Here is a 20,858-nt window from a genome sequence, read left to right as displayed (position 1 = left end):
ACTTCCGCCGACCAAGGAATCGACCGACGGGTTAGCCTTAGGCGGCACCGGGGCGGGCGACCGCCAACACAACATATGGCGGGCTATGCCGGGCTGAGGTCCAGCGCTCGTCGGGCAGAAGGAAACGAGGCGAATAGCGGCCGTGAGCACATCACCTTCACCATTCGGTCAGAACGAGTGGCTGGTCGAAGAGATGTATCGCAAATTCCGTGAGGACCCGTCCTCGGTGGACCCGAGTTGGCACGACTTCCTACGTGACTACAACCCCGAACCCATAACGGACACAACGGATTCCGTTGCCGTAGCAGCCCCGGCACCCGCCGCGGCACCTCCGGCCCCGGCACCCGCGCCGGCCGCACCGGCTCCTGCCGCCGCGCCCGTTGCTGCCGCTCCGGCCCCCGCGGCACCGGCCCCGGCCAAGGCCGCTCCCGCCAAGGCCGCTCCCGCACTGGTGGTGGCCGAGGACTCGGAGACGCAGGTGCTGCGCGGCGCCGCGGCTGCCGTCGTCAAGAACATGAACGCGTCGCTGGACGTGCCGACCGCCACGAGCGTGCGTGCCATCCCCGCGAAGCTGATGATCGACAACCGCGTCGTCATCAACAACCACCTCAAGCGCACCCGCGGCGGCAAGATCAGCTTCACCCACCTGCTGGGCTACGCGATCGTCCAGGCGGTCAAGCAGTTCCCCAACATGAACCGGTACTTCGCCGAGGTGGACGGCAAGCCGTCGGCGGTCACGCCGGCGCACACCAACCTCGGTCTGGCCATCGACCTGCAGAACAAGGACGGTTCGCGCCAGCTCGTCGTCGCGGCCATCAAGCGTTGCGACACAATGCAATTCGGCCAGTTCATCGCGGCCTACGAGGACATCGTCCGGCGTGCGCGGGACGGCAAGCTGACCGCCGAGGACTTCAGCGGCGTCACCATCTCGCTGACCAACCCCGGCACCATCGGCACCGTGCACTCGGTGCCGCGCTTGATGCGCGGTCAGGGCGCCATCATCGGCGCCGGCGCCATGGAGTACCCGGCCGAGTTCCAGGGCGCCAGCGAGGAGCGCATCGCCGAGCTCGGTATCGGCAAGCTCATCACGCTGACGTCGACCTATGACCACCGCATCATCCAGGGCGCCGAGTCCGGTGACTTCCTGCGCACGGTCCATCGCCTGCTGCTGGACGACGCCTTCTTCGACGAGATCTTCCGCGAGCTGGGCATCCCCTACGAGCCGGTGCGCTGGCGGATCGACAACCCGGACTCGATCTCCCACAAGAACGCCCGCATCATCGAGCTGATCGCGGCCTACCGCAACCGCGGTCACCTGATGGCCGACATCGACCCGCTGCGTCTGGACAAGACCCGTTTCCGCAGCCACCCCGACCTCGACGTCAACACCCACGGCCTGACGCTGTGGGACCTGGACCGCGAGTTCAAGGTCGACGGTTTCGCCGGCAAGCAGTTCATGAAGCTGCGCGACGTGCTGTCGGTGCTGCGCGACGCCTACTGCCGCCACGTCGGTGTCGAGTACACCCACATCCTCGAACCCGAGCAGCAGAAGTGGCTGCAGGAGCGCGTCGAGGTCAAGCACGACAAGCCCACGGTCGGCGAGCAGAAGTACATCCTGTCCAAGCTCAACGCCGCCGAGGCCTTCGAGACCTTCCTGCACACCAAATATGTTGGGCAGAAACGCTTCTCACTGGAAGGCGCGGAGGCCGTCATCCCGATGATGGACGCCGCCATCGACCAGGCGGCCGAGCACAACCTCGACGAAGTCGTCATCGGGATGCCGCACCGCGGCCGCCTCAACGTGCTGGCCAACATCGTCGGCAAGCCGTACTCGAAGATCTTCAGCGAGTTCGAGGGCAACCTGAACCCGGCCCTGGCACACGGCTCCGGCGACGTGAAGTACCACCTCGGCGCCACCGGCCACTACCTGCAGATGTTCGGCGACAACGAGATCGACGTGTCGCTGGTGGCCAACCCGAGCCACCTCGAAGCCGTCGACCCCGTCCTCGAGGGTCTGGTCCGGGCCAAGCAGGACCTGCTCGTCGGTGACGAACACGACGACAGCGACGCACACGGCCGCTTCTCGATCATGCCGATGATGCTGCATGGCGACGCCGCGTTCGCCGGCCAGGGCGTGGTGGCCGAGACGCTGAACCTGGCGCTGCTCAAGGGTTACCGCACCGGCGGCACCATCCACATCGTGGTGAACAACCAGATCGGATTCACCACGGCGCCAACGGATTCGCGCTCCAGCGAGTACTGCACCGACGTGGCCAAGATGATCGGCGCGCCGATCTTCCACGTCAACGGCGACGACCCCGAGGCCTGCGCCTGGGTGGCACGGATCGCGGTCGACTTCCGTGAGGCGTTCAAGAAGGACGTCGTCATCGACATGCTGTGCTACCGCCGCCGCGGCCACAACGAAGGCGACGACCCGTCGATGACCCAGCCGTACATGTACGACGTCATCGACACCAAGCGCGGCGTCCGCAAGACCTACACCGAAGCCCTCATCGGCCGTGGTGACATCTCCATCAAAGAGGCCGAGGACGCTCTGCGCGACTACCAGGGCCAGCTGGAGCGGGTCTTCAACGAGGTGCGCGAGCTGGAGAAGCACACCATCGAGCCCAGCGAATCGGTGGAGTCCGACCAGACCATCCCGCAGCGCCTGCTGACCGCGGTCGACAAGTCACTGCTGGCCCGCATCGGCGACGCGCACCTGGCGGTGCCCGAGGGCTTCAACGTCCACCCGCGCGTCAAACCGGTGCTGGAGAAGCGTCGTGAGATGGCCTACGAGGGCAAGATCGACTGGGCGTTCGGCGAGCTGCTCGCCCTGGGCTCGATGGTCGCCGAGGGCCGCCTGATCCGGTTCTCCGGTCAGGACACCCAGCGCGGCACGTTCACCCAGCGGCACGCGGTGCTGATCGACCGCACCACCGGCGAGGAGTTCACCCCGCTGCAGCTGCTGGCCACCAACACCGATGGCACCCCCACCGGCGGCAAGCTGCTGATCTACAACTCGGCGCTGTCGGAGTACGCCGCGGTCGGCTTCGAGTACGGCTACTCGGTCGGCAACCCCGACGCCATGGTGCTGTGGGAAGCCCAGTTCGGTGACTTCGTCAACGGCGCGCAGTCGATCATCGACGAGTTCATCAGCTCGGGTGAGGCCAAGTGGGGCCAGCTCTCCGACGTCGTGCTGCTGCTGCCGCACGGCCATGAGGGCCAGGGTCCGGACCACACGTCGGGCCGCATCGAGCGGTTCCTGCAGGTGTGTGCCGAGGGTTCGATGACGGTCGCCATGCCGTCGACCCCGGCCAACTACTTCCACCTGCTGCGCCGGCACGGCCTCGACGGCATCCACCGGCCGCTGATCGTCTTCACCCCGAAGTCCATGCTGCGCAACAAGGCCGCGGTCAGCGACGTCAAGGACTTCACCGAGATCAAGTTCCGCTCGGTGCTCGAAGAGGCGACTTACGAAGAAGGCGTCGGCGACCGGGCCAAGGTCACGCGAGTGCTGCTGTGCAGCGGCAAGCTCTACTACGACCTGGTGGCACGCAAGGCCAAGGACAACCGAGAAGACATCGCGATCGTCCGCATCGAGCAGCTGTACCCGCTGCCCAAGCGCCGTCTCGAAGCCACGCTGGCCCAGTACCCGAACGTGCAGCAGTACTTCTGGGTGCAGGAAGAGCCGGCCAACCAGGGACCCTGGCCGACGTTCGGCCTGAGCCTGCCGGAACTGCTGCCGGACCGCCTCACCGGCATCAAGCGCATCTCGCGCCGGGCCATGAGCGCGCCGTCGTCGGGTAGCTCGAAGGTGCACGCCATCGAGCAGCAGGCCATCATCGACGAGGCCTTCGCCCCTTAACGCCCGAACGTGAGCTTGGGTGCGAACTTCCGGCGGAACTTCGCACCCAAGCTCATTTTCGCGAGACTGTGCGCTCGTTTGTGGGCCAATAGGGCCCCCGCGACCGCAACCCGGTCTGCGTCGAAGCCCGGTGGCGGTTCGGCCAGTCCGAGCAGCCCATTCAGCAGGTGACATTGCGCGACGGCGAGCTCGTGACGAGTTGTCTCAGGGACGTGCGGTGACGGCACGCTCGGATACCGCGACAGGCCCGCCGCCCAGGGACTGACCGTGCCTGCGGATTCGCGGCCGACAGCGGACCGGATGGCCGAGAGCTCCCCCGCGAGCACGTCCACTGCCGGATAGGCGCCGTCCCGTTCCAACATGACCGCGGGCAACACGGTTCTGCTCGCGAGCTCGGCTAGTAGGTCCAGGATCGGCTCGGCCACGTCGGCGGTGTGGGTGTCGTGCCAGATGCCGTCGCGCAAGGCGCCGCCGGCGACGTGGACATAGGCGATTCGTTCCAGCGGCAACGTTTCGAGCGCGTCGAGAGGGTCCGCGCCGAAGTTGACGGCCGAGGTGTAGAGGTTCGCGACGTCTACCAGCAGCAGCGCGCCGGTGCGTTCGGCGATCTCGGTCAGGAATTGGGCCTCGGTGAACTCGCGGTCGGGCCATTCCAGCACTGCCGCAACGTGTTCCAGTGCCAGCGGGACACCGAGCGCGTCTTGGGCGATCCGAACGTTCTCGACGACGACATCGAGGGCCGCGCGGGTGCGCGGCACCGGCAGCAGGTGCCCGGCCTCGCTGCCACCGGCGCGCACGAAGGCGATGTGCTCGCTGACCAATGGCGCATCCAGTGCCGCCGCACATGCGGCGAGGTGCGCCAGGCGGGCCGCCTCAGGCACCTGTGCCCCACCGAGTGAGAGCGAAACACCATGCGGGACAACGGGAACACCACGGGCCCGCAATGCCTGTAGCGAGTCGGGCAGTCGCTCGGGTTTGATGCCTTCAGCGATCACCTCGACGAACTCGACGCCGGGCAGCCGCTCGATCGACAGGTCGATTTCGGGGCGCCAGCCGATACCGATCGCGGTGCTCATCCTCCGCAACCCCCGCAGCCCCCACAACCACCACCGCCACAGCCACCCCCGCCGCAACCGCCCCCGCCGCCGTCGCTGCCGGTGGCGCCGACCAGCGCACTCCGCAGATCGGGGTCGGTCAGCGCCGCGAAGCCCAACAGCGCCACACCCATCACCTGCGCCGACCCGAGCACCGAACCATCCGCTACACGCGCGTCGTACTCCTCGCGAACAGCTTCCAGCTCCCGCCGCCCGTCCGCCGTCGGGCGATGCCCGGCGCCCACCGCGGCCATGCACCAGACGATCAACGACACCAACGCCGTCACCACCAGGACGACAATCAGTACACCGACGGGACGGTGGAGCTCAGCACCGTTGATCGCCCGGACGACGCCGACCACCCACACCACACCAGGCAGCAGCGCAACGACGCGGCAGAGCACCACCCGGACGCCCGTGGGTAGCAAGCCGTCGGCTCTCAGATGCTCACCGACCGCGGAAACCTGCGGATGGTCACGCAGTCGTTCGATGCGTCGTCTCCCCGCTGAACCGGTCTCGCGCGCGGCCTCGAGCACCGCTTCCTCCATCGCGTCGCGACCGATGGAACCCGCGGCGACCGTCAGCCCGCCTTCCCGAGCGACGAGCATCCGGCCACTCAAGACCGTCTGCGCAATCGCGGTATCCACGACTCGCCTCGGACCGCCCGCAAGAAACGCCGTCCGATAAGCGTCATCGAGCGGCTTACCCACCCGAAGGCCACGAGAACCGGACAGAATCCCTCTGACCCAGAACACCAAGAACACCGCGAGCACATAGACCCCGATGAACTGCACCAAAAAATCCGGTCCTGACAGACCCCACGGTTCGTGCATCGCCCGCCTCCTGTCTACGTTGACATCCCGCCGATGAAGCGTTTTCAGAATGCTCACGACGACAGGCGAAACCGAGCTCAAAGCCCTGGCATCATTGATTTCCTTGCGCGATCCACACATTGGCCGGCAGCGGGCGACGTCCGCCTCACCCGGAACCGCGGGTATCGGCTAGCCTGACGCCAAGTCATCACGCGCCAACACAAGGGAGTGTTCATGGAGGGCTTCGCCGGAAAAGTCTGCGTCGTCACCGGAGCCGGATCGGGCATCGGCCAGGCGCTCGCCATCGAACTCGCCCGCTCGGGCGCCAAGCTGGCGATCAGCGACGTCAACACCGAGGGCCTCGCCGAGACCGAAGAGCGGATCAAGGCCATCGGCGCCCCCGTCAAGGCCGACCGCCTCAACGTCACCGAGCGCGAAGCCTTCGCGCTGTACGCCGACGCCGTCGCCCAGCACTTCGGCAAGGTCAACCAGATCTACAACAACGCCGGCATCGCATTCACCGGCGACATCGAGGTCAGCCAGTTCAAGGACATCGAGCGCGTCATGGACGTCAACTTCTGGGGCGTCGTCAACGGCACCAAGGAATTCCTGCCGCACCTGATCGCCTCCGGCGACGGGCACGTCATCAACGTCTCCAGCGTCTTCGGCCTGTTCGCCGTCCCCGGACAGGCCGCCTACAACGCCTCCAAGTTCGCCGTCCGCGGCTTCACCGAGGCGCTGCGCCAGGAGATGAAGCTCGCCGGGCACCCGGTCAAGGTCACCACGGTGCACCCCGGCGGCGTGAAGACCGGCATCGCCCGCAACTCCACCGCCGTCGAGGGCCTCGATCCCAAGGAACTGGCCAAGACCTTCGACGCGAAGCTGGCCAAGACCACCCCCGAACGCGCCGCCAAGATCATCCTCGAGGCCGTCCGCAAGGGCCACGCCCGCGTGCTCGTCGGGCCCGACGCCAAGTTGCTGGACCTGATCATCCGGGCCACCGGCTCGGGCGCCTACCAGGACCTGTTCTCGCGCGTCACCTCACGCGTGCTGCCGACACGTTCGCACTGACCCCGTCAACCAACGCAAAGGAGCGTTCATGGAGGGATTCGCCGGCAAGGTCTGCGTGATCACCGGAGCAGGATCGGGCATCGGGCAGGCACTGGCCATCGAACTGGCGCGCTCAGGTGCGCTGTTGGCGATCAGCGACATCGACACCGAGGGCCTGGCCAAGACCGAGGAACAGGTCAAGGCGATCGGCGCCCCGGTGAAGGCCGACCGACTCAACGTCGCCGAGCGCGAGGCCTTCGCGCTGTACGCCGACGACGTGGTCAAGCACTTCGGCAAGGTCAACCAGATCTACAACAACGCGGGCATCGCCTTCACCGGCGATCTCGAAGTCAGCCAGTTCAAGGACATCGAGCGGGTCATGGACGTCGACTTCTGGGGCGTCGTGAACGGCACCAAGGTCTTCCTGCCGCACCTGATCGCCTCGGGCGACGGACACGTCGTCAACGTCTCGAGCATCTTCGGGCTGTTCGCGGTGCCCAGCCAATCCGCTTACAACGCAGCCAAATTCGCCGTCCGCGGCTTCACCGAGGCGTTGCGCCAGGAGATGAAGCTGGCCGGGCATCCGGTGAAGGTCACCACGGTGCACCCGGGCGGCATCAAGACCAACATCGTGCGCAACTCGACCGCGGCGTCCGACATCGACTCCGCGGGACTGAACAAGCTGTTCGACAGGGCTGCCCTGACCACGCCGGAACGGGCCGCCCAGATCATTCTCGAGTCTGTTCGCAAGGGCCATGCCCGGGTTCTGGTCGGACCGGACGCCAAGATCGTCGACGTGATCGTCCGCATCACCGGGTCAGGCGCCTACCAGGGCCTGTTCGCGGCCATCGCGGGACGGGTGTTGCCGAAGCTCGGCTAGTGGTCCAGCGGGTGCTGGGCCAACCACGCACCCGCTACCGCCGCCGGATCGGCGCCCTTGTCGACCTGACCGATCATGTCGGTCAGCGTCGCGGTGTCGAGTTCGCCGGCAATTCCGTTGAGCGCCAACACCTGTTGCTCAGCCAGGACATTGCGCCGGTACAACGGCACCACGTTCTCGGCGCGGATCAATGCGGTCCGGTCGGTCAGTACCGTCACGCCCGACGGTGCCGCCGGCGCTGCGGTCGAGGTCCAGGCCAACGTCACCGCACCGGCTTTCAGCGCAGCGAAAAGGCTTGCGGTGTCCGTGAATTCACGGGCGGCCGGCAGGATGCAGTCCCCCACCCGAGCCGGGTGGGCGTCACCTGTCACCACCCCGACGGACAGTCCGCCGCAATGGCCCGGCAGCGCCGCGACATCCTTTGTGCCCCAACGGTCGGCCGTCGCCGCGGTGACCGCGACGGCCGGCTTGTCCTGCGCTGACGCGGTGTAGTCGGCAGCGGCCACCCCTTCGGGCAGCGCCGAGATCATCGACCGGTAAACCTGCTCGTCGGCCCGCGCCGTGGCGTGCGGGACGAACCTGGCGAGCAGTTCGCCGGTCAGACCCGGCGCGACCGTGACGTCGGCGGAATCAAGGGCCGCAACAGGATCCGGGACCAGATGCACCCGGGTCGGGACACCGAAATATCCCAGCGCCGCCGAGTACAGATGGGCCAGCAGCTTCGACTCGGGCGTCGGCGCCGCGCCGACGGTCAACGCCGGTGGCCCCGGCACGGATTGCCCGGTGCTGCAGCCCGCCGTCGTCGCGGTGATCAGTGCGGCCAGCGCCACACTGCCCACCGCGACCCGGCGGCTCACGGTGCTCAGGCTTGCGATGCGGCGGCCACTGCGGCCGCCACGGCCGGACCCACGCGCGGGTCGAGCGCGCTGGGCACGATGTAGTCGACGGACAGATCGTCACCGACGACCGAGAAGATGGCTTCTGCGGCAGCCACTTTCATGGCCTCGGTGATGCGACGCGCACCGGCGTCCAGGGCCCCGCGGAACACACCGGGGAACGCCAGCACATTGTTGATCTGGTTCGGGAAGTCGCTGCGGCCGGTCGCCACCACCGCGGCGTACTTGCGGGCGGCGTCCGGGTGGATCTCCGGGTCCGGGTTGGACAGCGCGAACACGATGCCGTTCGGGGCCATCGTGGCGATGAGCTCTTCGGGCACCAGACCGGCAGAGACGCCGAGGAAGACGTCGGCGCCGTCGAGCGCCTCGGCGACACCGCCGGTGATGCCGCGCGGGTTGGTGCGGCCGGCGAGTTCGGCCTTGAAGGAGTTGAGGTCTTCGCGGCCGGAATGCACGACGCCCTTGCTGTCGAGCACGACGATGTCGCGAATACCGCTGGCCAGCATGATGTTGGTGCAGGCCACGCCGGCCGCACCGGCGCCGGACACCACGACCTTGAGGTCGTGCATGTCGCGCTCGAGCACCTTGGTGGCGCCCAGCAGCGCGGCGAGCACCACGATGGCGGTGCCGTGCTGGTCGTCATGCATGACGGGGCAGTCCAGCGCCTCGATGACGCGGCGCTCGATCTCGAAACATCGCGGCGCGGAGATGTCCTCCAGGTTCACGGCGCCGAACGTCGGACGCAGCCGGATCAGGGTCTCGACGATCTCGTCGGGATCCTTGGTGTCCAGCACGATCGGGATGGAATCCAGCCCGCCGAAGGTCTTGAACAGGGCACTCTTGCCCTCCATGACCGGCAGGGAGGCGGCGGGGCCGATGTCGCCGAGGCCGAGCACGGCGCTGCCGTCACTGACGACCACGACCAGGCGGTTGGCCCAGGTGTACTTCTTGGCCAGGGTCGCATCAGCGGCGATGGCGCGGCTGACCTGGGCGACACCCGGGGTGTAGGCGATCGACAACGCACGCTGGGTATCCAGCGGCTCGTTGAGGGCTACGGAGAGCTTGCCCCCTTCGTGGGCGGCGAAGATTTCCGCATCGTCAATGACCACCTGGGGTGTGCGCACAGCACCTGTCTTATCTGACACCGCGTTAGGCTACTTCACTCGATTGTTACTCGCGGGTTCCGCGTAGCATTTGCGACTGGTCTATTGGCCGAGAAAGTCCGCCCCACGGGAGGTCAGCCGCATGCCCTCGTTCCGCGCACTACAACCGTCGAATTTCCGCCCGACCCCGAAAAAGGCCCCCACCGGCCCCGATGCCAGCTCCATCCACGTGCCGGTCGCACGCGCGACGGTGGATTGCGGCGTCTACTCCATGGGCTCGCGCCTGCCCGGCAAATACACCCACGGCGCCGCCGTCGCGAAGGTGCGCGAACTGCGCGCGGCCGGCGCGGAGGCATTTGTGTGGATCGGGCTCCACGAGCCCGATCACCACCAGATGCAAGCCGTCGCCGATGTCTTCGGACTGCACGAACTAGCCGTCGAGGACGCAGTCTGCGCTCATCAGCGGCCCAAGCTGGAACGGTACGACCAGACCCTGTTTCTGGTGCTCAAGACCGTCAGCTACGTCGAGCACGAGTCGGTGGCCAACGCCCGGGAGATCGTCGAGACCGGCGAGATCATGGTGTTCGTCGGACCCGACTTCGTGGTGACCGTCCGGCACGGTGAGCACAGCGGACTGGCCGGGGTGCGGCACCGGCTGGACGAGTCGCCCACCATCCTCACGCTGGGGCCCTACGCGGTGATGCACGCCATCGCCGACCATGTGGTGGACAGCTATCTGGATGTCACCTCGCTCGTCGAGACAGACATCGACGCCGTCGAGCAGACCGTCTTCTCCTCACGCTCCCAGACCGACATCGAGAGCATCTACCTGCTCAAGCGCGAAGTGGTCGAGTTGCGGCACTCGGTGAACCCGCTGACCATGGCGCTGCAGCGACTGCTGTCCGACCACAACGACCTGATCTCGAAAGAAGTTCGCCGCTACATCCGCGACGTGCATGACCACAACAGTCAGGCCGCCGACCAGATCACCGGGTTCGACGATCTGCTGAGCTCGCTGGTGCAGGCCGCTCTGGGCAAGGTCGGGATGGAACAGAACGCGGACATGCGCAAGATCTCGGCGTGGGTCGCCATCGCCGCCATGCCCACCATGATCGCCGGCATCTACGGCATGAACTTCGACAACATGCCCGAACTGCATTGGCACTACGGGTATTTCGGGGTGCTGACGTTGATGGTGCTGGTGTGCACGGGGTTGTATCGGACGTTCCGGCACAACCACTGGCTGTAGCTGTGTGAGCTTCCGGCAATCTGGCACTGACCGATGCGGCCTATAGCAAAACCGACCACGGGTAACAACCAATCGGGCATGATCTTCCAATGAAAATTGGGAGCAAGTCCACCGTAGTCGCGTTGGTCGTTGCCAGTGGTGTGCTCACCGGCATCACCGCACCCGCCGCCCACGCCAACGGCGCGGACGCCGTCATCAGAGACCTCGAAGCCGAGGGCTATACCGTCAGACTCAACTGGCTCAACGGGAACAAGCCCACGTTGCTACCCCGCTGCACGGTGGTCCGGGTCAACAACCCGTCCTCCGACGAACCGGCCGAAGGCGACGTCGTGTGGGCTGATGTCGCCTGCCCGAACAACACTTCCTAGCCGTACGACGATCAAGCGGCGAGGCACGAGCCGCGTCGAGGAGTGCGGCAATTGGGACTAAGCGCGGGGTTCCGCAGCCCGGCGCCGCTGATCGAGTACGTCGACGCCGTCCTGCTGCCACGCATCGCGCATGGCGTCGGCGCCTTTGAGCCGCACCCAGGCGGCCTCGGTGGCGGTGATCGGGGTGGCGGTCAGGATCCGCACCGGCTGGTAGGGCTCGGGCAGTTCGACATCGCCGATCTCACTGGCGCCCAACAGGAATGCGGTGAACGCAGCGCCTTGCCACACAGGTTCTTGTAGGTCGATCAGGGCGTCGGGCTCCAGGATCAGGCCTTCGACGGCCGGCGCCGATGCCAGCACCGCGATCGAGCGGGCCAGCCCCGGCGGCGTGGGGCCGCGCAGCGACAGCACCGCTTCCGCCCGGGGACCGCTGATCCCATCGGCCATCATGTCCGTCGGGTCCGCCATGGGGTATCGCGAGCACCCTTGGGACGCATAGTGATACACGTCGTTGTCGGTCGGTCCGTAGCGCAGCACCTCGATGGGGTCGGCGCCGAGAAAGGTGACGCTGGCGCCCACCGGTTCGGCGGTGCTGCCGCGGCCGGCGAAATACGCCGTCACATGGGCCTTTACCGCTGCGAGGACGTCGGTCACTGCGGTAGCGACAGATTGCGACCCGTCGCCGGATCGAACAGGGTCAGTTTGGATGTGTCGAGAGCCAGCTCGATCTTGCCGCCCGCCGTCGCGGACGACTTGGCCGAAACCCTTGCCACGTAAGCGTTCTCACTCGATCCGGCGTCGGCGGTGTCGTCAGCCAGCTCGTCCAGCTGGGCAGCCTGAGCGCCGGCACCATCGATCCGGAAGTGCACGTACTTGTCCGCGCCCAGCGATTCCACCAGCTCGGCATCGACCTCGAAGGTCAGCGACTGGATGCGCGCGTAGGCGTCGATCACCGAGGCATCGTCGAACTGTTCGGGGCGCACACCCGCGATCAGGTCGGCCGACGGCCGGTGCTGGTCCAGCGCCGCGCGGGCCTCGTCGCTCAGGGTGACTTCACCGAACGGGAGTTCCACCCCGACATCGGTCCGGGTGGCCGGGAAGAAGTTCATCGACGGGGAGCCGATGAAGCCGGCGACGAACAGGTTCGCCGGCTGGTTGTACAGCTCGTCGGGGGTGCCGATCTGTTGCGCGACACCGCCGCTCATCACCACGACCCGGTCCCCCAGCGTCATCGCCTCGGTCTGGTCGTGGGTGACGTAGACGGTGGTGGTGCCCAGCCGGGCCTGCAGCCGGGCGATCTCCGTGCGCATCTGCACCCGCAGCTTGGCGTCCAGGTTGGACAGCGGCTCGTCCATCAGGAAGGCCTTGGGGCTGCGCACGATGGCGCGTCCCATCGCCACGCGCTGGCGCTGGCCACCGGACAGCTGGGCAGGCTTGCGGTCCAGAAGTGCGGTCAGGTCAAGGATTTTCGCGGTCTCCTCGACCTTGGCCGCGATGTCGGCCTTCGGCATCTTGGCGAGGGTCAGCGGGAACGCGATGTTCTGCCGCACCGTCATGTGCGGGTACAGCGCGTACGACTGGAACACCATCGCGATGTCCCGGTCCCGGGGCTCCTTCTCGTTGACCCGCTCGCCACCGATGCGCAGTTCGCCGGAACTGATGTCCTCCAGCCCGGCAATCATGTTGAGCGTCGTCGACTTTCCGCACCCCGACGGCCCGACCAGGATCAGGAACTCACCGTCGGCGATGGTCAGCGACAGGTCCTGCACGGCGGTCGCCCCACCGGTGTAACTCTTGGTGACGTGGTCCAAAACGATTTCGGCCATGAACTACCCCTTAACCGCACCGGACGTCAGGCCCGCGACGATCCGTCGTTGGAAGATCAGAACAAAGATGATGATGGGCACCGTGATGACCATGGCCCCGGCGGCGATGGAACCGGTCGGTTCCTCGAATTGCGAACTGCCCGTGAAGTTCGCGATCGCCACCGGCGCGGTGATGGCCCGCTGCGTGGCCGTCAACGACAACGCCAGCAGCAGGTCGTTCCAGGCGAAGATGAACACCAGGATCGCCGCGGTGACGATGCCGGGCGCGGCCAGCGGCGCGATCACCTTCCGGAAGGCCTGCCCCGGTGTGGCGCCGTCCATCTTGGCGGCCTTCTCCAAATCCCAAGGGATTTCCCGGAAGAACGCCGACAGGGTGTAGATCGCCAGCGGCAGCGCGAAGGTGATGTACGGCAGGATCAGGCCCGGCCAGGTGTCGAACAGCCCGACGGTGCGCTCGATGTTGAACAGCGGTGTCACCAGCGAGATTTGGGGGAACATCGAGATCAACAAGGCCAGACCGACCAGCAGCCGCTTACCCGGAAAGTCCAGGCGGGCCACGGCATAGGCGGCCATGCCACCGATCGTCACGGCGATGGCGGTGGTGATCAACCCGATGCCGATCGAGTTGATCAGTGCCGAACCGAAGCCGCCTCCGGTGAAGATGCCCTTGTAGTTGTCGAACGTGACCTGACGCGGAATCAGGTTGCCGTCCTTGACCGTTGACGTCGGCTTGAGTGACAGCGAGAAAATCCAGAGCACCGGCAGCAGCGCGTAGACCACCACCAGAACGTTGACCACACCCCAGCCGGCCAGCCGGCCGCCACGTGTCTGATCGCTCATCTCAGCGCACCTCGGCTTCCGCACCGGGCGCCGCGGCACCAAAAATCTTGATGTAGATGAACGCGATGATCGCGACAGTGGCGAAGATCAGAACGCTGATCGCCGAGCCGAGGCCGATGTTGAACGCCTTGAACAGGTTGTCGTAACCCAGGATCGACACCGATCCGGTGTTGTTGGTGCCGCCCGTGAGGACGTAGATGTTGTCGAAGATGCGGAACGCGTCCAGCGTGCGGAACAGCAGGGCCACCAGGATCGCCGGTTTCATCAGCGGCAGAGTCACTTTGGCGAACCGCTGCCAGCGGCCCGCGCCGTCCATCTGGGCAGCGTCGAGCAGGTCCTGGGGCACCAGCACCAGCCCGGCCAACAGCAGCAGCGACATGAACGGGGTGGTCTTCCACACCTCGGCGAGCACCACGATGGCCAGCGACGGCAACTGTTCGGTCAGCGGCGCGGTGCCCGTGGGCAGCAGGTTCGCGAGGTACCCGGTGCCCGGCGTCCACGCGTAATACCAACTGTAAGAAGCGGCTACGGTCACGATGCCGTACGGAATGAGGATGGCGGTGCGCACCACGGAGCTGCCGAACATGGTCCGGTGCATCACCACCGCCAGCGCCATGCCGAGCACGAACTCGATGGCCACCGACACCACCGTGATGCCGAGGGTGACCACGAAGGCCGTCCACCAGTAGTGGTCGGTGAGGATCGTCGCGTAGTTGTCCAGCCCGACGAACCGGGTTTCGCTCGGCGCCGCCAGGTTGTCCCGGTGCAGGCTCAGCCACACCGCGTAGGCGACTGGGTACGCCGCGACCGCCAGCATCACCAGCACGGCGGGTGCGATCAGTGAATACGCGAGTCGGCGCTCGGGGTTGTCGACACGGCCCGGAGCCAGTTTGTTCGCTCGGCGAGCCTCGCTCACGGGATCAGCCCCTTGCCGTCGATCGCCTGTTGCACCTCGGAGGCCAGCTTGTCGGCGGTGCGCTCCGGGTCGATCTTGGTGATCGGGGCCAGCGTCGCCGAAATCCGTGTCGACACCGCCTGATACTGCGGCGTGGCCGGCCGGACCGCCGCATCGGCGAGCTGACGACGGATCACCGCGTACTGCGGGTACTTGGCCTGGAACTTGGCGTCGTCATACAGCGACGCGCGGACCGCGGGCAGCCCGCCCTCCACCGACGTGAACTGCTGGTTGGTCGCGCTGCGCATGCACCGGATGGCCTCGAAGGCCTCGGCCTTGTGCGTACTGGTCTTGCTCACAGCAAGATTCAGCCCACCGATGGTCACCTTCGCCGGCACATCGGGTTGCACCGACGGGTAGTCCGCGAAGCCGAACACCTTCTTGCTCTCGTCGTAGGCGGTGGTGAACTGCGCATCGTCGGGCGCGAAGGTGCCGACGTCGTTGATGGCGCTCTTGAGCTCCGCGCGCTCGTCGAGCGGCAGGAACGGCACACCGCCCTTGACGGCGTTCTCCAGCAGCGACGGCAGCACGAACGGCCAGTTCACCTCGAGCGCGGCCTTGCCCTGCTCGAGAGCGAGCCGCGCCGTCCCCTCGTCGGTCTGGGTGATCGACGGGTCGGCGCCGGGTGCGGTGGCCACCGACTTGATGACCTGCAGCGCCTTGACGGTCGCGGCGCGGTGCTCAGGGGTGTCGGTCAAGGTGACGGTCTTGCCGTCGTCGGACAGCACGCTGCCGCCGGCACTGGTCAGCAAGGTGTTGAACCAGACCACCAGGCCCTCGTACTGCTTGGCCTGCACGGCGATCCAGCTGGGTCCCCCGGCGGCATGCAGCCGCGTCGCCTGCGCCACCATGTCGTCCCAGGTGGCCGGCGCTTCGGGCATCAGATCGGCCCGGTACCAGAGCATTTGGGTGTTGGTCGTGATGGGCGCGGCGAACAGCCGGCCCTGCCACTGCGCGGTCTTCAGCGGTCCGGGCAGGGTGTCGTCGGCGGCGTCGGCTTCCGCTTTTCCGGCCGGGTCGTCGGAAAGCGGCACGGCCCAGCCGGCCTCGGCGAACTCGGCGGTCCACACGACGTCCAGGCCCATGATGTCGAGGTTCTTGTCGTTGCCGGTCAGCCGGCGCGCCAGTTGCAGCCGCTGATCGTCGGCGCCCTTGGGCAGACTGACCTGCTTGATGCTGAAACGGCCGCCGAGCTCGGCGTTGCACCGCCTGGCGAGGGCCGAGAATGTGGCCTTCTCATTGGCCGACGTGTAGACACTGACGACGGTGCCGCCCGCACCCGAACCGCAGGCGGAGACCAACGTGGCGGCCGTGCACGCCGCAGCACCCGCTGCCAGCGCAGCCCGCAGCTTTCCCGCGCGCACCACGGACGCCTCCTGTCTCACGGGAACCTCCCGCGCGCAAACCGTAGAGCGCCGCGGGTGTGCCGTGCAACATATCGCCGCCATAGGTGCCGATCAGGCGGCAGGGCCGCCGACCGCTACAGCGACAGGCGCCCCAGCAGGTCGCGGCCCTGTTCGGCACACACCGGGTCGCACAGGACGTCGTAGCGTCCCGCGACCAGCTGCATGGTGGAGCTGAAATCCCTTGTGCCGCGGGACATCGCGTACTGCACGCCCGAGGTGATCAAGCCGAAGAACACACCGGCGATCAGGCCGGTGAGCAACGAACCCCACGCGTTGGTGCCGAAAAACCCCAGCACCAGCCCGATGAACAGGCCCAGCCACGCCCCGGTCAGGATGCCGCCGCCCAGCACGCGCGGCCAGGTGAGCCGCCCGGTGACCCGCTCGACCTGCATCAGGTCGACGCCCACGATGGTCACGTGCTGCACCGGAAACTGTTGGTCTGACAGGTAATCGACGGCCCGCTGCGCCTCGGCGTAGGTCGGGTACGACCCGATGGGCCAGCCCTTCGGCGGAGTCGGCAATCCGGGCTGTCCACCCGGGCCCGGGGTCCGGTCGGGTTGCAGCGGATTCGTCATGCTCCTGGTCTCCTGTCAGTCGCCGCGGAACGCACTTCGGCTACCACGATGCCATGATCTCTTAGGCTAGGTTGGTCGGCATGACAAGTCCGGGCGGGGAGTCGGGGCAGCCCTCTTGGGGTCCGTCGCGCCCGGCCGATCCGGTCCGCCCGCCGTCCGGTACCGACGCCGAAGCGACCAGCGACTATCCGGTGTACGAGTACCCGGCTCTCGAAGAGCCCGGACCCACCTCCGCACCCTGGCAGCAGGGGCCGCCCGCACCGGCGCCAGCGCCTCAGCCGCAGCCGCCGACGGGTCCGTTCCCCGCGCCTCCCGGTCCGCCGCCACCAGGCTTCTACGGTGCCCTGCCCGCCGGGCCGTTCGGCCCGCCGCCGGGGATGGCGCCGCCCGGATATCCGCCGCCGGGATACCTGCCGCCGGGATACCTGCCGCCCCCGCTGTACTCGTCGTACCCGCCACCGCCGTCGAACGACGGGATGGCCATCGGGTCACTGGTGTGCTCGCTGGTCGCGCTGCCGCTCTATTTCATGTGCTTCATCGGTCCGGTCGTCTCGCTGCTGGGCATCGTGCTCGGCATCGTGGCCATGATGCAGAGCAAGGGCCGGCCGCGGACCAGCGGCCGGACCATGGCCATCTCGGGCATCGCCATCGGTGGCGCGTCCATCGTCATCGGCCTGCTCGGCTTCGTGCTGTTCTACGACTGGGCGATTCACCAAGACCCGAACGTGTGATCGGCGTGCGGGTGAACCGACTGGCGGTCGGCTCGGTCGTGTGCGCACTGGCCGGCGTGGTGTTCGGCCCCATCGCGCTCATCGGCGTCGGGCTCGGTGTGGTCGCCTACGAGCGCATCCCCGGCAGCGGCACCCGCGGCAGCGTCCTGGCCGTGAGCGGCATCGTGTGCGGCGCCCTGGCGTTTCTGCTCAACCTGTTCCTGGTCGTACTGGTCCTCGGCGGCGCCTAGCCGGCCCGCTCACGCCGGCGGAGTGAACCGCTCGCCGGTGCGCGTCATCCCGGCGGCGCGTCCCTTGCCCGCGATCACCAGCGCCATCTTGCGGCTGGCCTCGTCGATCATCTCGTCGCCGAGCAGCACGGCGCCGCGGGCGCCGCCGGCCTGCGAGGTGTGCCATTCATAGGCCTCGAGGATCAGCTCGGCATGGTCGTAGTCGGCCTGGCGTGGACTGAAGATCTGGTTTCCGGCGGCGATCTGGTCGGGGTGCAGCACCCACTTCCCGTCGTACCCCAGCGCCGCGGTCTGCCCGGCAACGCGCGTGAACGCCTCGGTGTCCTTCACCTTGAAATATGGGCCGTCGATGGCATTGATGCCGTGCGCCCGCGCCGCCACCAGGATCGTCATCAGCACGTGGTGATAGGCGTCGCCGACGCCGTAGCCGACGGGCTGCTCCCCGACGACCAGGGTGCGCATGTTCAGGCTGGCCATCAGATCGCCCGGCCCGAAGATCAGCGCCTGCACCCGCGGCCCGCCGGCGATGGAGTCGGCGTTGGTGAGCCCCTTGGCGTCCTCGATCTGGGCCTCGATGCCGATGCGGCCGACGGGTAGTCCGTGCGCGCGCTCCAGCTGGGTCAGCAACAGATCGAGGGCCTGCACGTGCGAGACGTCGCTGACCTTCGGCAACACGATGACGTCCAACTCACCGCCGCCGCGCGCCACCGCGGTGACCACCTCGATCACGTCGGCGTGCGTCCACGGTGTGGTCCAGTCGTTGACCCGAAGTCCGCGCAGCTGGCCCGCCCAACCCGGCTCGCACAGCGCCTGCGCCACCCGGGTTCGCGCCGCGGCCTTCGCGTCGGCCGCCACCGCGTCTTCGAGGTCGAGGAACACCTGGTCGGCGGGCAACGTCTTGGCCTTGGCGATCATCTTGTCGCTGCTGCCGGGAACCGACAGGCAGGTACGGCGGGGCCGATACTGGTTCTCCACAACCCCACTCTCTACCCTGTGGTGCATGGTGGCGGTCAACAGGGTCTATGTGGCCAGACTCGCTGGACTGGTGGTTCTCGGGCCCGACGGAGAGTCGGTCGGCCGGGTGCGTGACGTGGTCGTGAGCATGGGCATCGTCCGCCAGCAGCCGCGGGTACTCGGCCTGGTCGTGGAGCTGACCTCGCGCCGCCGAATTTTCGTCCCGATCCTGCGGGTGACCTCGATCGAACACAACTCGGTGACCCTCACGGGGGCGACCATCTCGCTGCGCCGGTTCGCCCAGCGCCCGGGCGAGGCGCTGGTGCTCGGGCAGATTCTGGACACTCGCGTCCGCGTCACGGATCCGGAGCTCCAACAGCTCGCCGGCGTCGACGTCGTCGTGGTGGACCTGGCCATCGAGCAGGCCCGGTCGCGCGATTGGGTGGTGACCCGCGTCGCGGTGCGCCACCGCCGGCTGGGCCGGCGCACCACGGTGCACGTGGTCGATTGGCACAACGTCACCGGACTGACACCGTCGGCGCTCGCACTGCCGGGTCAGGGCGTGGCCCAACTGCTGGAGCAGTTCGACGGTCAGCGTCCCGTCGAGGTCGCCGACGCGCTGCGCGACCTGCCGGCCAAACGCCGCCACGAGGTCGTCAGGGCCCTCGACGACGAGCGCCTGGCCGACATCCTGCAGGAGCTCTCCGAACCCGAGCAGGCCGAACTGCTCAACCAGCTGGGCACCGAACGTGCCGCAGACGTGCTGGAAGAGATGGATCCCGACGACGCCGCCGACCTGCTCGCCGAGCTCGACGCCACCCGCGCCGCCGTGCTGCTGGACCGGATGGACCCCGAGGACTCCGAGCCCGTGCGCCGCCTGCTGCAGCACTCCCCTGACACCGCCGGTGGTCTGATGACACCCGAGCCCGTCGTGCTCACCCCGGACACCACCGTCGCCGAGGCGCTCGCGCGCGTCCGCGACCCCGAGCTGACGCCGGCGCTGGCGACGCTGACGTTCGTGACCCGGCCGCCGACCGCGACACCGACCGGCCAATACCTGGGCTGCGTGCACACCCAACGGCTGCTGCGCGAACCCCCGGCCACCCAGGTCGGCGGCATCCTCGACAGCGATCTCCCCGTGCTGTCACCCACCAGCTCCCTGGCCGAGGTGACGCGCTACTTCGCCGCCTACAACCTGGTGTCCGCACCGGTGGTCGACGACGAAAATCATCTACTGGGCGCCGTCACCGTCGACGACCTGCTCGATCATCTGCTGCCGTCCGGTTGGCGCAGCGCTGATGAACCCGGGCCGGGCTCGACCCAGGCCATCACCGACAACATCTCTGGAGTCAAGCGGTGAGCGAGCCTTCAGCCAGGCAGCGCCTGGACATCCCGCGCACGTCCCGAATCCGGCTGACCCCGTGGGTCGACGTCGAGTCCGTCGGCCGGTTCAGCGAATCGATCGCCCGATTCCTGGGCACCGGCAAGTTTCTGCTCATCCAGACCGTGATCGTGGTGGTGTGGATCGGTCTGAACGTCTTCGCCGTACGGCTGCAATGGGATGAGTACCCGTTCATCCTGCTGAATCTGGCGTTCTCGACGCAGGCCGCCTACGCCGCGCCGCTGATCCTGCTGGCCCAGAACCGCCAGGAGAACCGGGACCGGGTGGCGCTCGAAGAGGACCGCCGACGCGCGGCCCAGACCAAGGCCGACACCGAATTCCTGGCCCGGGAACTGGCCGCGCTGCGGCTGGCCGTCGGCGAGGTGGCCACTCGCGACTACCTGCGCCGCGAACTCGATGAGTTGCGCACGTTGATTGCTCAGCAGAACGGCGCCAAGAGCGGGTCGGGCAAGCGCAAGACCGGAAAGTCACGTCCGCCGGCCGAGGAAAGCGACCTTTCCGGCGACCCGGCGACCAGCTCCGACGCTGCCGCGGATGAGAGTTTCCACTCTGCGGAAACATTGCTACGCCAACCGCCCGCAGAGTAGGTATGGTGACTTGGATCACAACACAGGTCACCGGG

General features: G+C 67.4%; 20 protein-coding genes. 9 read left to right on the top strand and 11 right to left on the bottom strand.

Annotated elements, in window-relative coordinates:
* Window positions 1-142: 142 nt before the first annotated feature.
* A complete protein-coding gene (locus tag AC1U2B_RS10680; protein ID WP_480216773.1) occupies window positions 143-3,865 on the top strand; it encodes a multifunctional oxoglutarate decarboxylase/oxoglutarate dehydrogenase thiamine pyrophosphate-binding subunit/dihydrolipoyllysine-residue succinyltransferase subunit in 3,723 nt (1,240 codons plus the stop codon).
* Here AC1U2B_RS10680 and AC1U2B_RS10675 read toward each other — a convergent pair.
* On the bottom strand, window positions 3,862-4,941 hold the full coding sequence (locus AC1U2B_RS10675) for an MbnB/TglH/ChrH family RiPP precursor modification enzyme (RefSeq protein ID WP_480216772.1): 1,080 nt from the start codon (window positions 4,939-4,941) through the stop codon (window positions 3,862-3,864). The genes AC1U2B_RS10680 and AC1U2B_RS10675 overlap by 4 nt on opposite strands.
* Complete coding sequence (locus AC1U2B_RS10670; protein WP_480216771.1) at window positions 4,938-5,792, bottom strand: TIGR04222 domain-containing membrane protein; 855 nt, start codon at window positions 5,790-5,792, stop codon at window positions 4,938-4,940. Before AC1U2B_RS10670 ends, AC1U2B_RS10675 begins: the two co-directional genes overlap by 4 nt.
* 213 nt (window positions 5,793-6,005) lie before the next feature.
* Here AC1U2B_RS10670 and AC1U2B_RS10665 point away from each other — a divergent pair, with 213 nt between their 5' ends.
* Together AC1U2B_RS10665 and AC1U2B_RS10660 are read left to right on the top strand one after the other, a co-directional pair.
* Window positions 6,006-6,842 carry an SDR family NAD(P)-dependent oxidoreductase gene (locus AC1U2B_RS10665; protein ID WP_480216770.1) on the top strand — a complete coding sequence of 279 codons (837 nt, stop codon included), beginning with the start codon at window positions 6,006-6,008 and terminating at the stop codon, window positions 6,840-6,842.
* A 28-nt stretch (window positions 6,843-6,870) separates the two neighbouring features.
* Window positions 6,871-7,701, top strand: a complete 831-nt coding sequence (locus AC1U2B_RS10660) for an SDR family NAD(P)-dependent oxidoreductase (protein ID WP_480216769.1) — start codon at window positions 6,871-6,873, stop codon at window positions 7,699-7,701.
* Here AC1U2B_RS10660 and AC1U2B_RS10655 read toward each other — a convergent pair.
* Together AC1U2B_RS10655 and AC1U2B_RS10650 are read right to left on the bottom strand one after the other, a co-directional pair.
* Window positions 7,698-8,558, bottom strand: coding sequence for a glycine betaine ABC transporter substrate-binding protein (locus AC1U2B_RS10655; protein WP_480216768.1), 861 nt, complete (start codon window positions 8,556-8,558; stop codon window positions 7,698-7,700). The two genes, AC1U2B_RS10660 and AC1U2B_RS10655, sit on opposite strands and share 4 nt — an antisense overlap.
* 5 nt (window positions 8,559-8,563) lie before the next feature.
* On the bottom strand, window positions 8,564-9,706 hold the full coding sequence (locus AC1U2B_RS10650; protein WP_071285558.1) for an NAD(P)-dependent malic enzyme: 1,143 nt from the start codon (window positions 9,704-9,706) through the stop codon (window positions 8,564-8,566).
* Between the two features lie 136 nt (window positions 9,707-9,842).
* Between AC1U2B_RS10650 and corA the strand changes: the two genes are divergently transcribed.
* Both corA and AC1U2B_RS10640 read left to right on the top strand, forming a co-directional pair.
* Entirely contained in the window at window positions 9,843-10,949 is a 1,107-nt protein-coding gene (gene corA, locus AC1U2B_RS10645; protein ID WP_480216767.1) for a magnesium/cobalt transporter CorA, read from the top strand.
* An 89-nt stretch (window positions 10,950-11,038) separates the two neighbouring features.
* Complete coding sequence (locus AC1U2B_RS10640) at window positions 11,039-11,317, top strand: hypothetical protein (protein ID WP_043395442.1); 279 nt, start codon at window positions 11,039-11,041, stop codon at window positions 11,315-11,317.
* Between the two features lie 57 nt (window positions 11,318-11,374).
* Here the strand turns inward: AC1U2B_RS10640 and AC1U2B_RS10635 are convergent, their stop codons facing one another.
* The 6 genes from AC1U2B_RS10635 to AC1U2B_RS10610 all read right to left on the bottom strand — a co-directional run bounded on the left by AC1U2B_RS10635 (window position 11,375) and on the right by AC1U2B_RS10610 (window position 16,919).
* A complete protein-coding gene (locus tag AC1U2B_RS10635; protein WP_071285424.1) occupies window positions 11,375-11,971 on the bottom strand; it encodes a suppressor of fused domain protein in 597 nt (198 codons plus the stop codon).
* Window positions 11,968-13,143, bottom strand: coding sequence for an ABC transporter ATP-binding protein (locus tag AC1U2B_RS10630; protein ID WP_480216766.1), 1,176 nt, complete (start codon window positions 13,141-13,143; stop codon window positions 11,968-11,970). Before AC1U2B_RS10630 ends, AC1U2B_RS10635 begins: the two co-directional genes overlap by 4 nt.
* A 3-nt stretch (window positions 13,144-13,146) precedes the next feature.
* The gene (locus tag AC1U2B_RS10625; RefSeq protein ID WP_133764677.1) at window positions 13,147-13,983 is read right to left on the bottom strand and encodes a carbohydrate ABC transporter permease; all 837 of its coding nucleotides are present in this window, start codon (window positions 13,981-13,983) and stop codon (window positions 13,147-13,149) included.
* Between the two features lies 1 nt (window position 13,984).
* Window positions 13,985-14,899 (bottom strand): carbohydrate ABC transporter permease, encoded by a 915-nt coding sequence (locus AC1U2B_RS10620; protein WP_051954859.1) that lies wholly within the window; start codon window positions 14,897-14,899, stop codon window positions 13,985-13,987.
* Window positions 14,896-16,305: an ABC transporter substrate-binding protein gene (locus tag AC1U2B_RS10615; protein ID WP_480216863.1), complete on the bottom strand. Its 1,410-nt coding sequence runs from the start codon at window positions 16,303-16,305 to the stop codon at window positions 14,896-14,898. The genes AC1U2B_RS10620 and AC1U2B_RS10615 overlap by 4 nt, the downstream gene beginning before the upstream one ends.
* A 113-nt stretch (window positions 16,306-16,418) precedes the next feature.
* Window positions 16,419-16,919: a general stress protein gene (locus tag AC1U2B_RS10610; RefSeq protein WP_043395450.1), complete on the bottom strand. Its 501-nt coding sequence runs from the start codon at window positions 16,917-16,919 to the stop codon at window positions 16,419-16,421.
* A gap of 80 nt (window positions 16,920-16,999) precedes the next feature.
* On the opposite strand from AC1U2B_RS10610, the gene AC1U2B_RS10605 reads away from it, so the two are divergent.
* Both AC1U2B_RS10605 and AC1U2B_RS10600 read left to right on the top strand, forming a co-directional pair.
* Window positions 17,000-17,650 carry a DUF4190 domain-containing protein gene (locus AC1U2B_RS10605; protein WP_480216765.1) on the top strand — a complete coding sequence of 217 codons (651 nt, stop codon included), beginning with the start codon at window positions 17,000-17,002 and terminating at the stop codon, window positions 17,648-17,650.
* A gap of 5 nt (window positions 17,651-17,655) precedes the next feature.
* Window positions 17,656-17,880 carry a DUF4190 domain-containing protein gene (locus AC1U2B_RS10600; RefSeq protein ID WP_162625244.1) on the top strand — a complete coding sequence of 75 codons (225 nt, stop codon included), beginning with the start codon at window positions 17,656-17,658 and terminating at the stop codon, window positions 17,878-17,880.
* 9 nt (window positions 17,881-17,889) lie between these two features.
* Here AC1U2B_RS10600 and AC1U2B_RS10595 read toward each other — a convergent pair whose 3' ends face one another.
* Window positions 17,890-18,855: an HpcH/HpaI aldolase/citrate lyase family protein gene (locus tag AC1U2B_RS10595; RefSeq protein ID WP_043984806.1), complete on the bottom strand. Its 966-nt coding sequence runs from the start codon at window positions 18,853-18,855 to the stop codon at window positions 17,890-17,892.
* 25 nt (window positions 18,856-18,880) lie between these two features.
* Here AC1U2B_RS10595 and AC1U2B_RS10590 point away from each other — a divergent pair, with 25 nt between their 5' ends.
* Window positions 18,881-20,194 (top strand): magnesium transporter MgtE N-terminal domain-containing protein, encoded by a 1,314-nt coding sequence (locus tag AC1U2B_RS10590; protein WP_071285416.1) that lies wholly within the window; start codon window positions 18,881-18,883, stop codon window positions 20,192-20,194.
* Window positions 20,191-20,823 carry a DUF1003 domain-containing protein gene (locus AC1U2B_RS10585; RefSeq protein WP_480216764.1) on the top strand — a complete coding sequence of 211 codons (633 nt, stop codon included), beginning with the start codon at window positions 20,191-20,193 and terminating at the stop codon, window positions 20,821-20,823. The genes AC1U2B_RS10590 and AC1U2B_RS10585 overlap by 4 nt, the downstream gene beginning before the upstream one ends.
* Window positions 20,824-20,858: the final 35 nt, after the last annotated feature.

The sequence above is a fragment of the Mycolicibacterium sp. P4_G11 genome (assembly GCF_056555145.1).
Note: the sequence above shows the minus strand (reverse complement) of the source record. Positions and strands in the feature narration are given on the sequence as shown.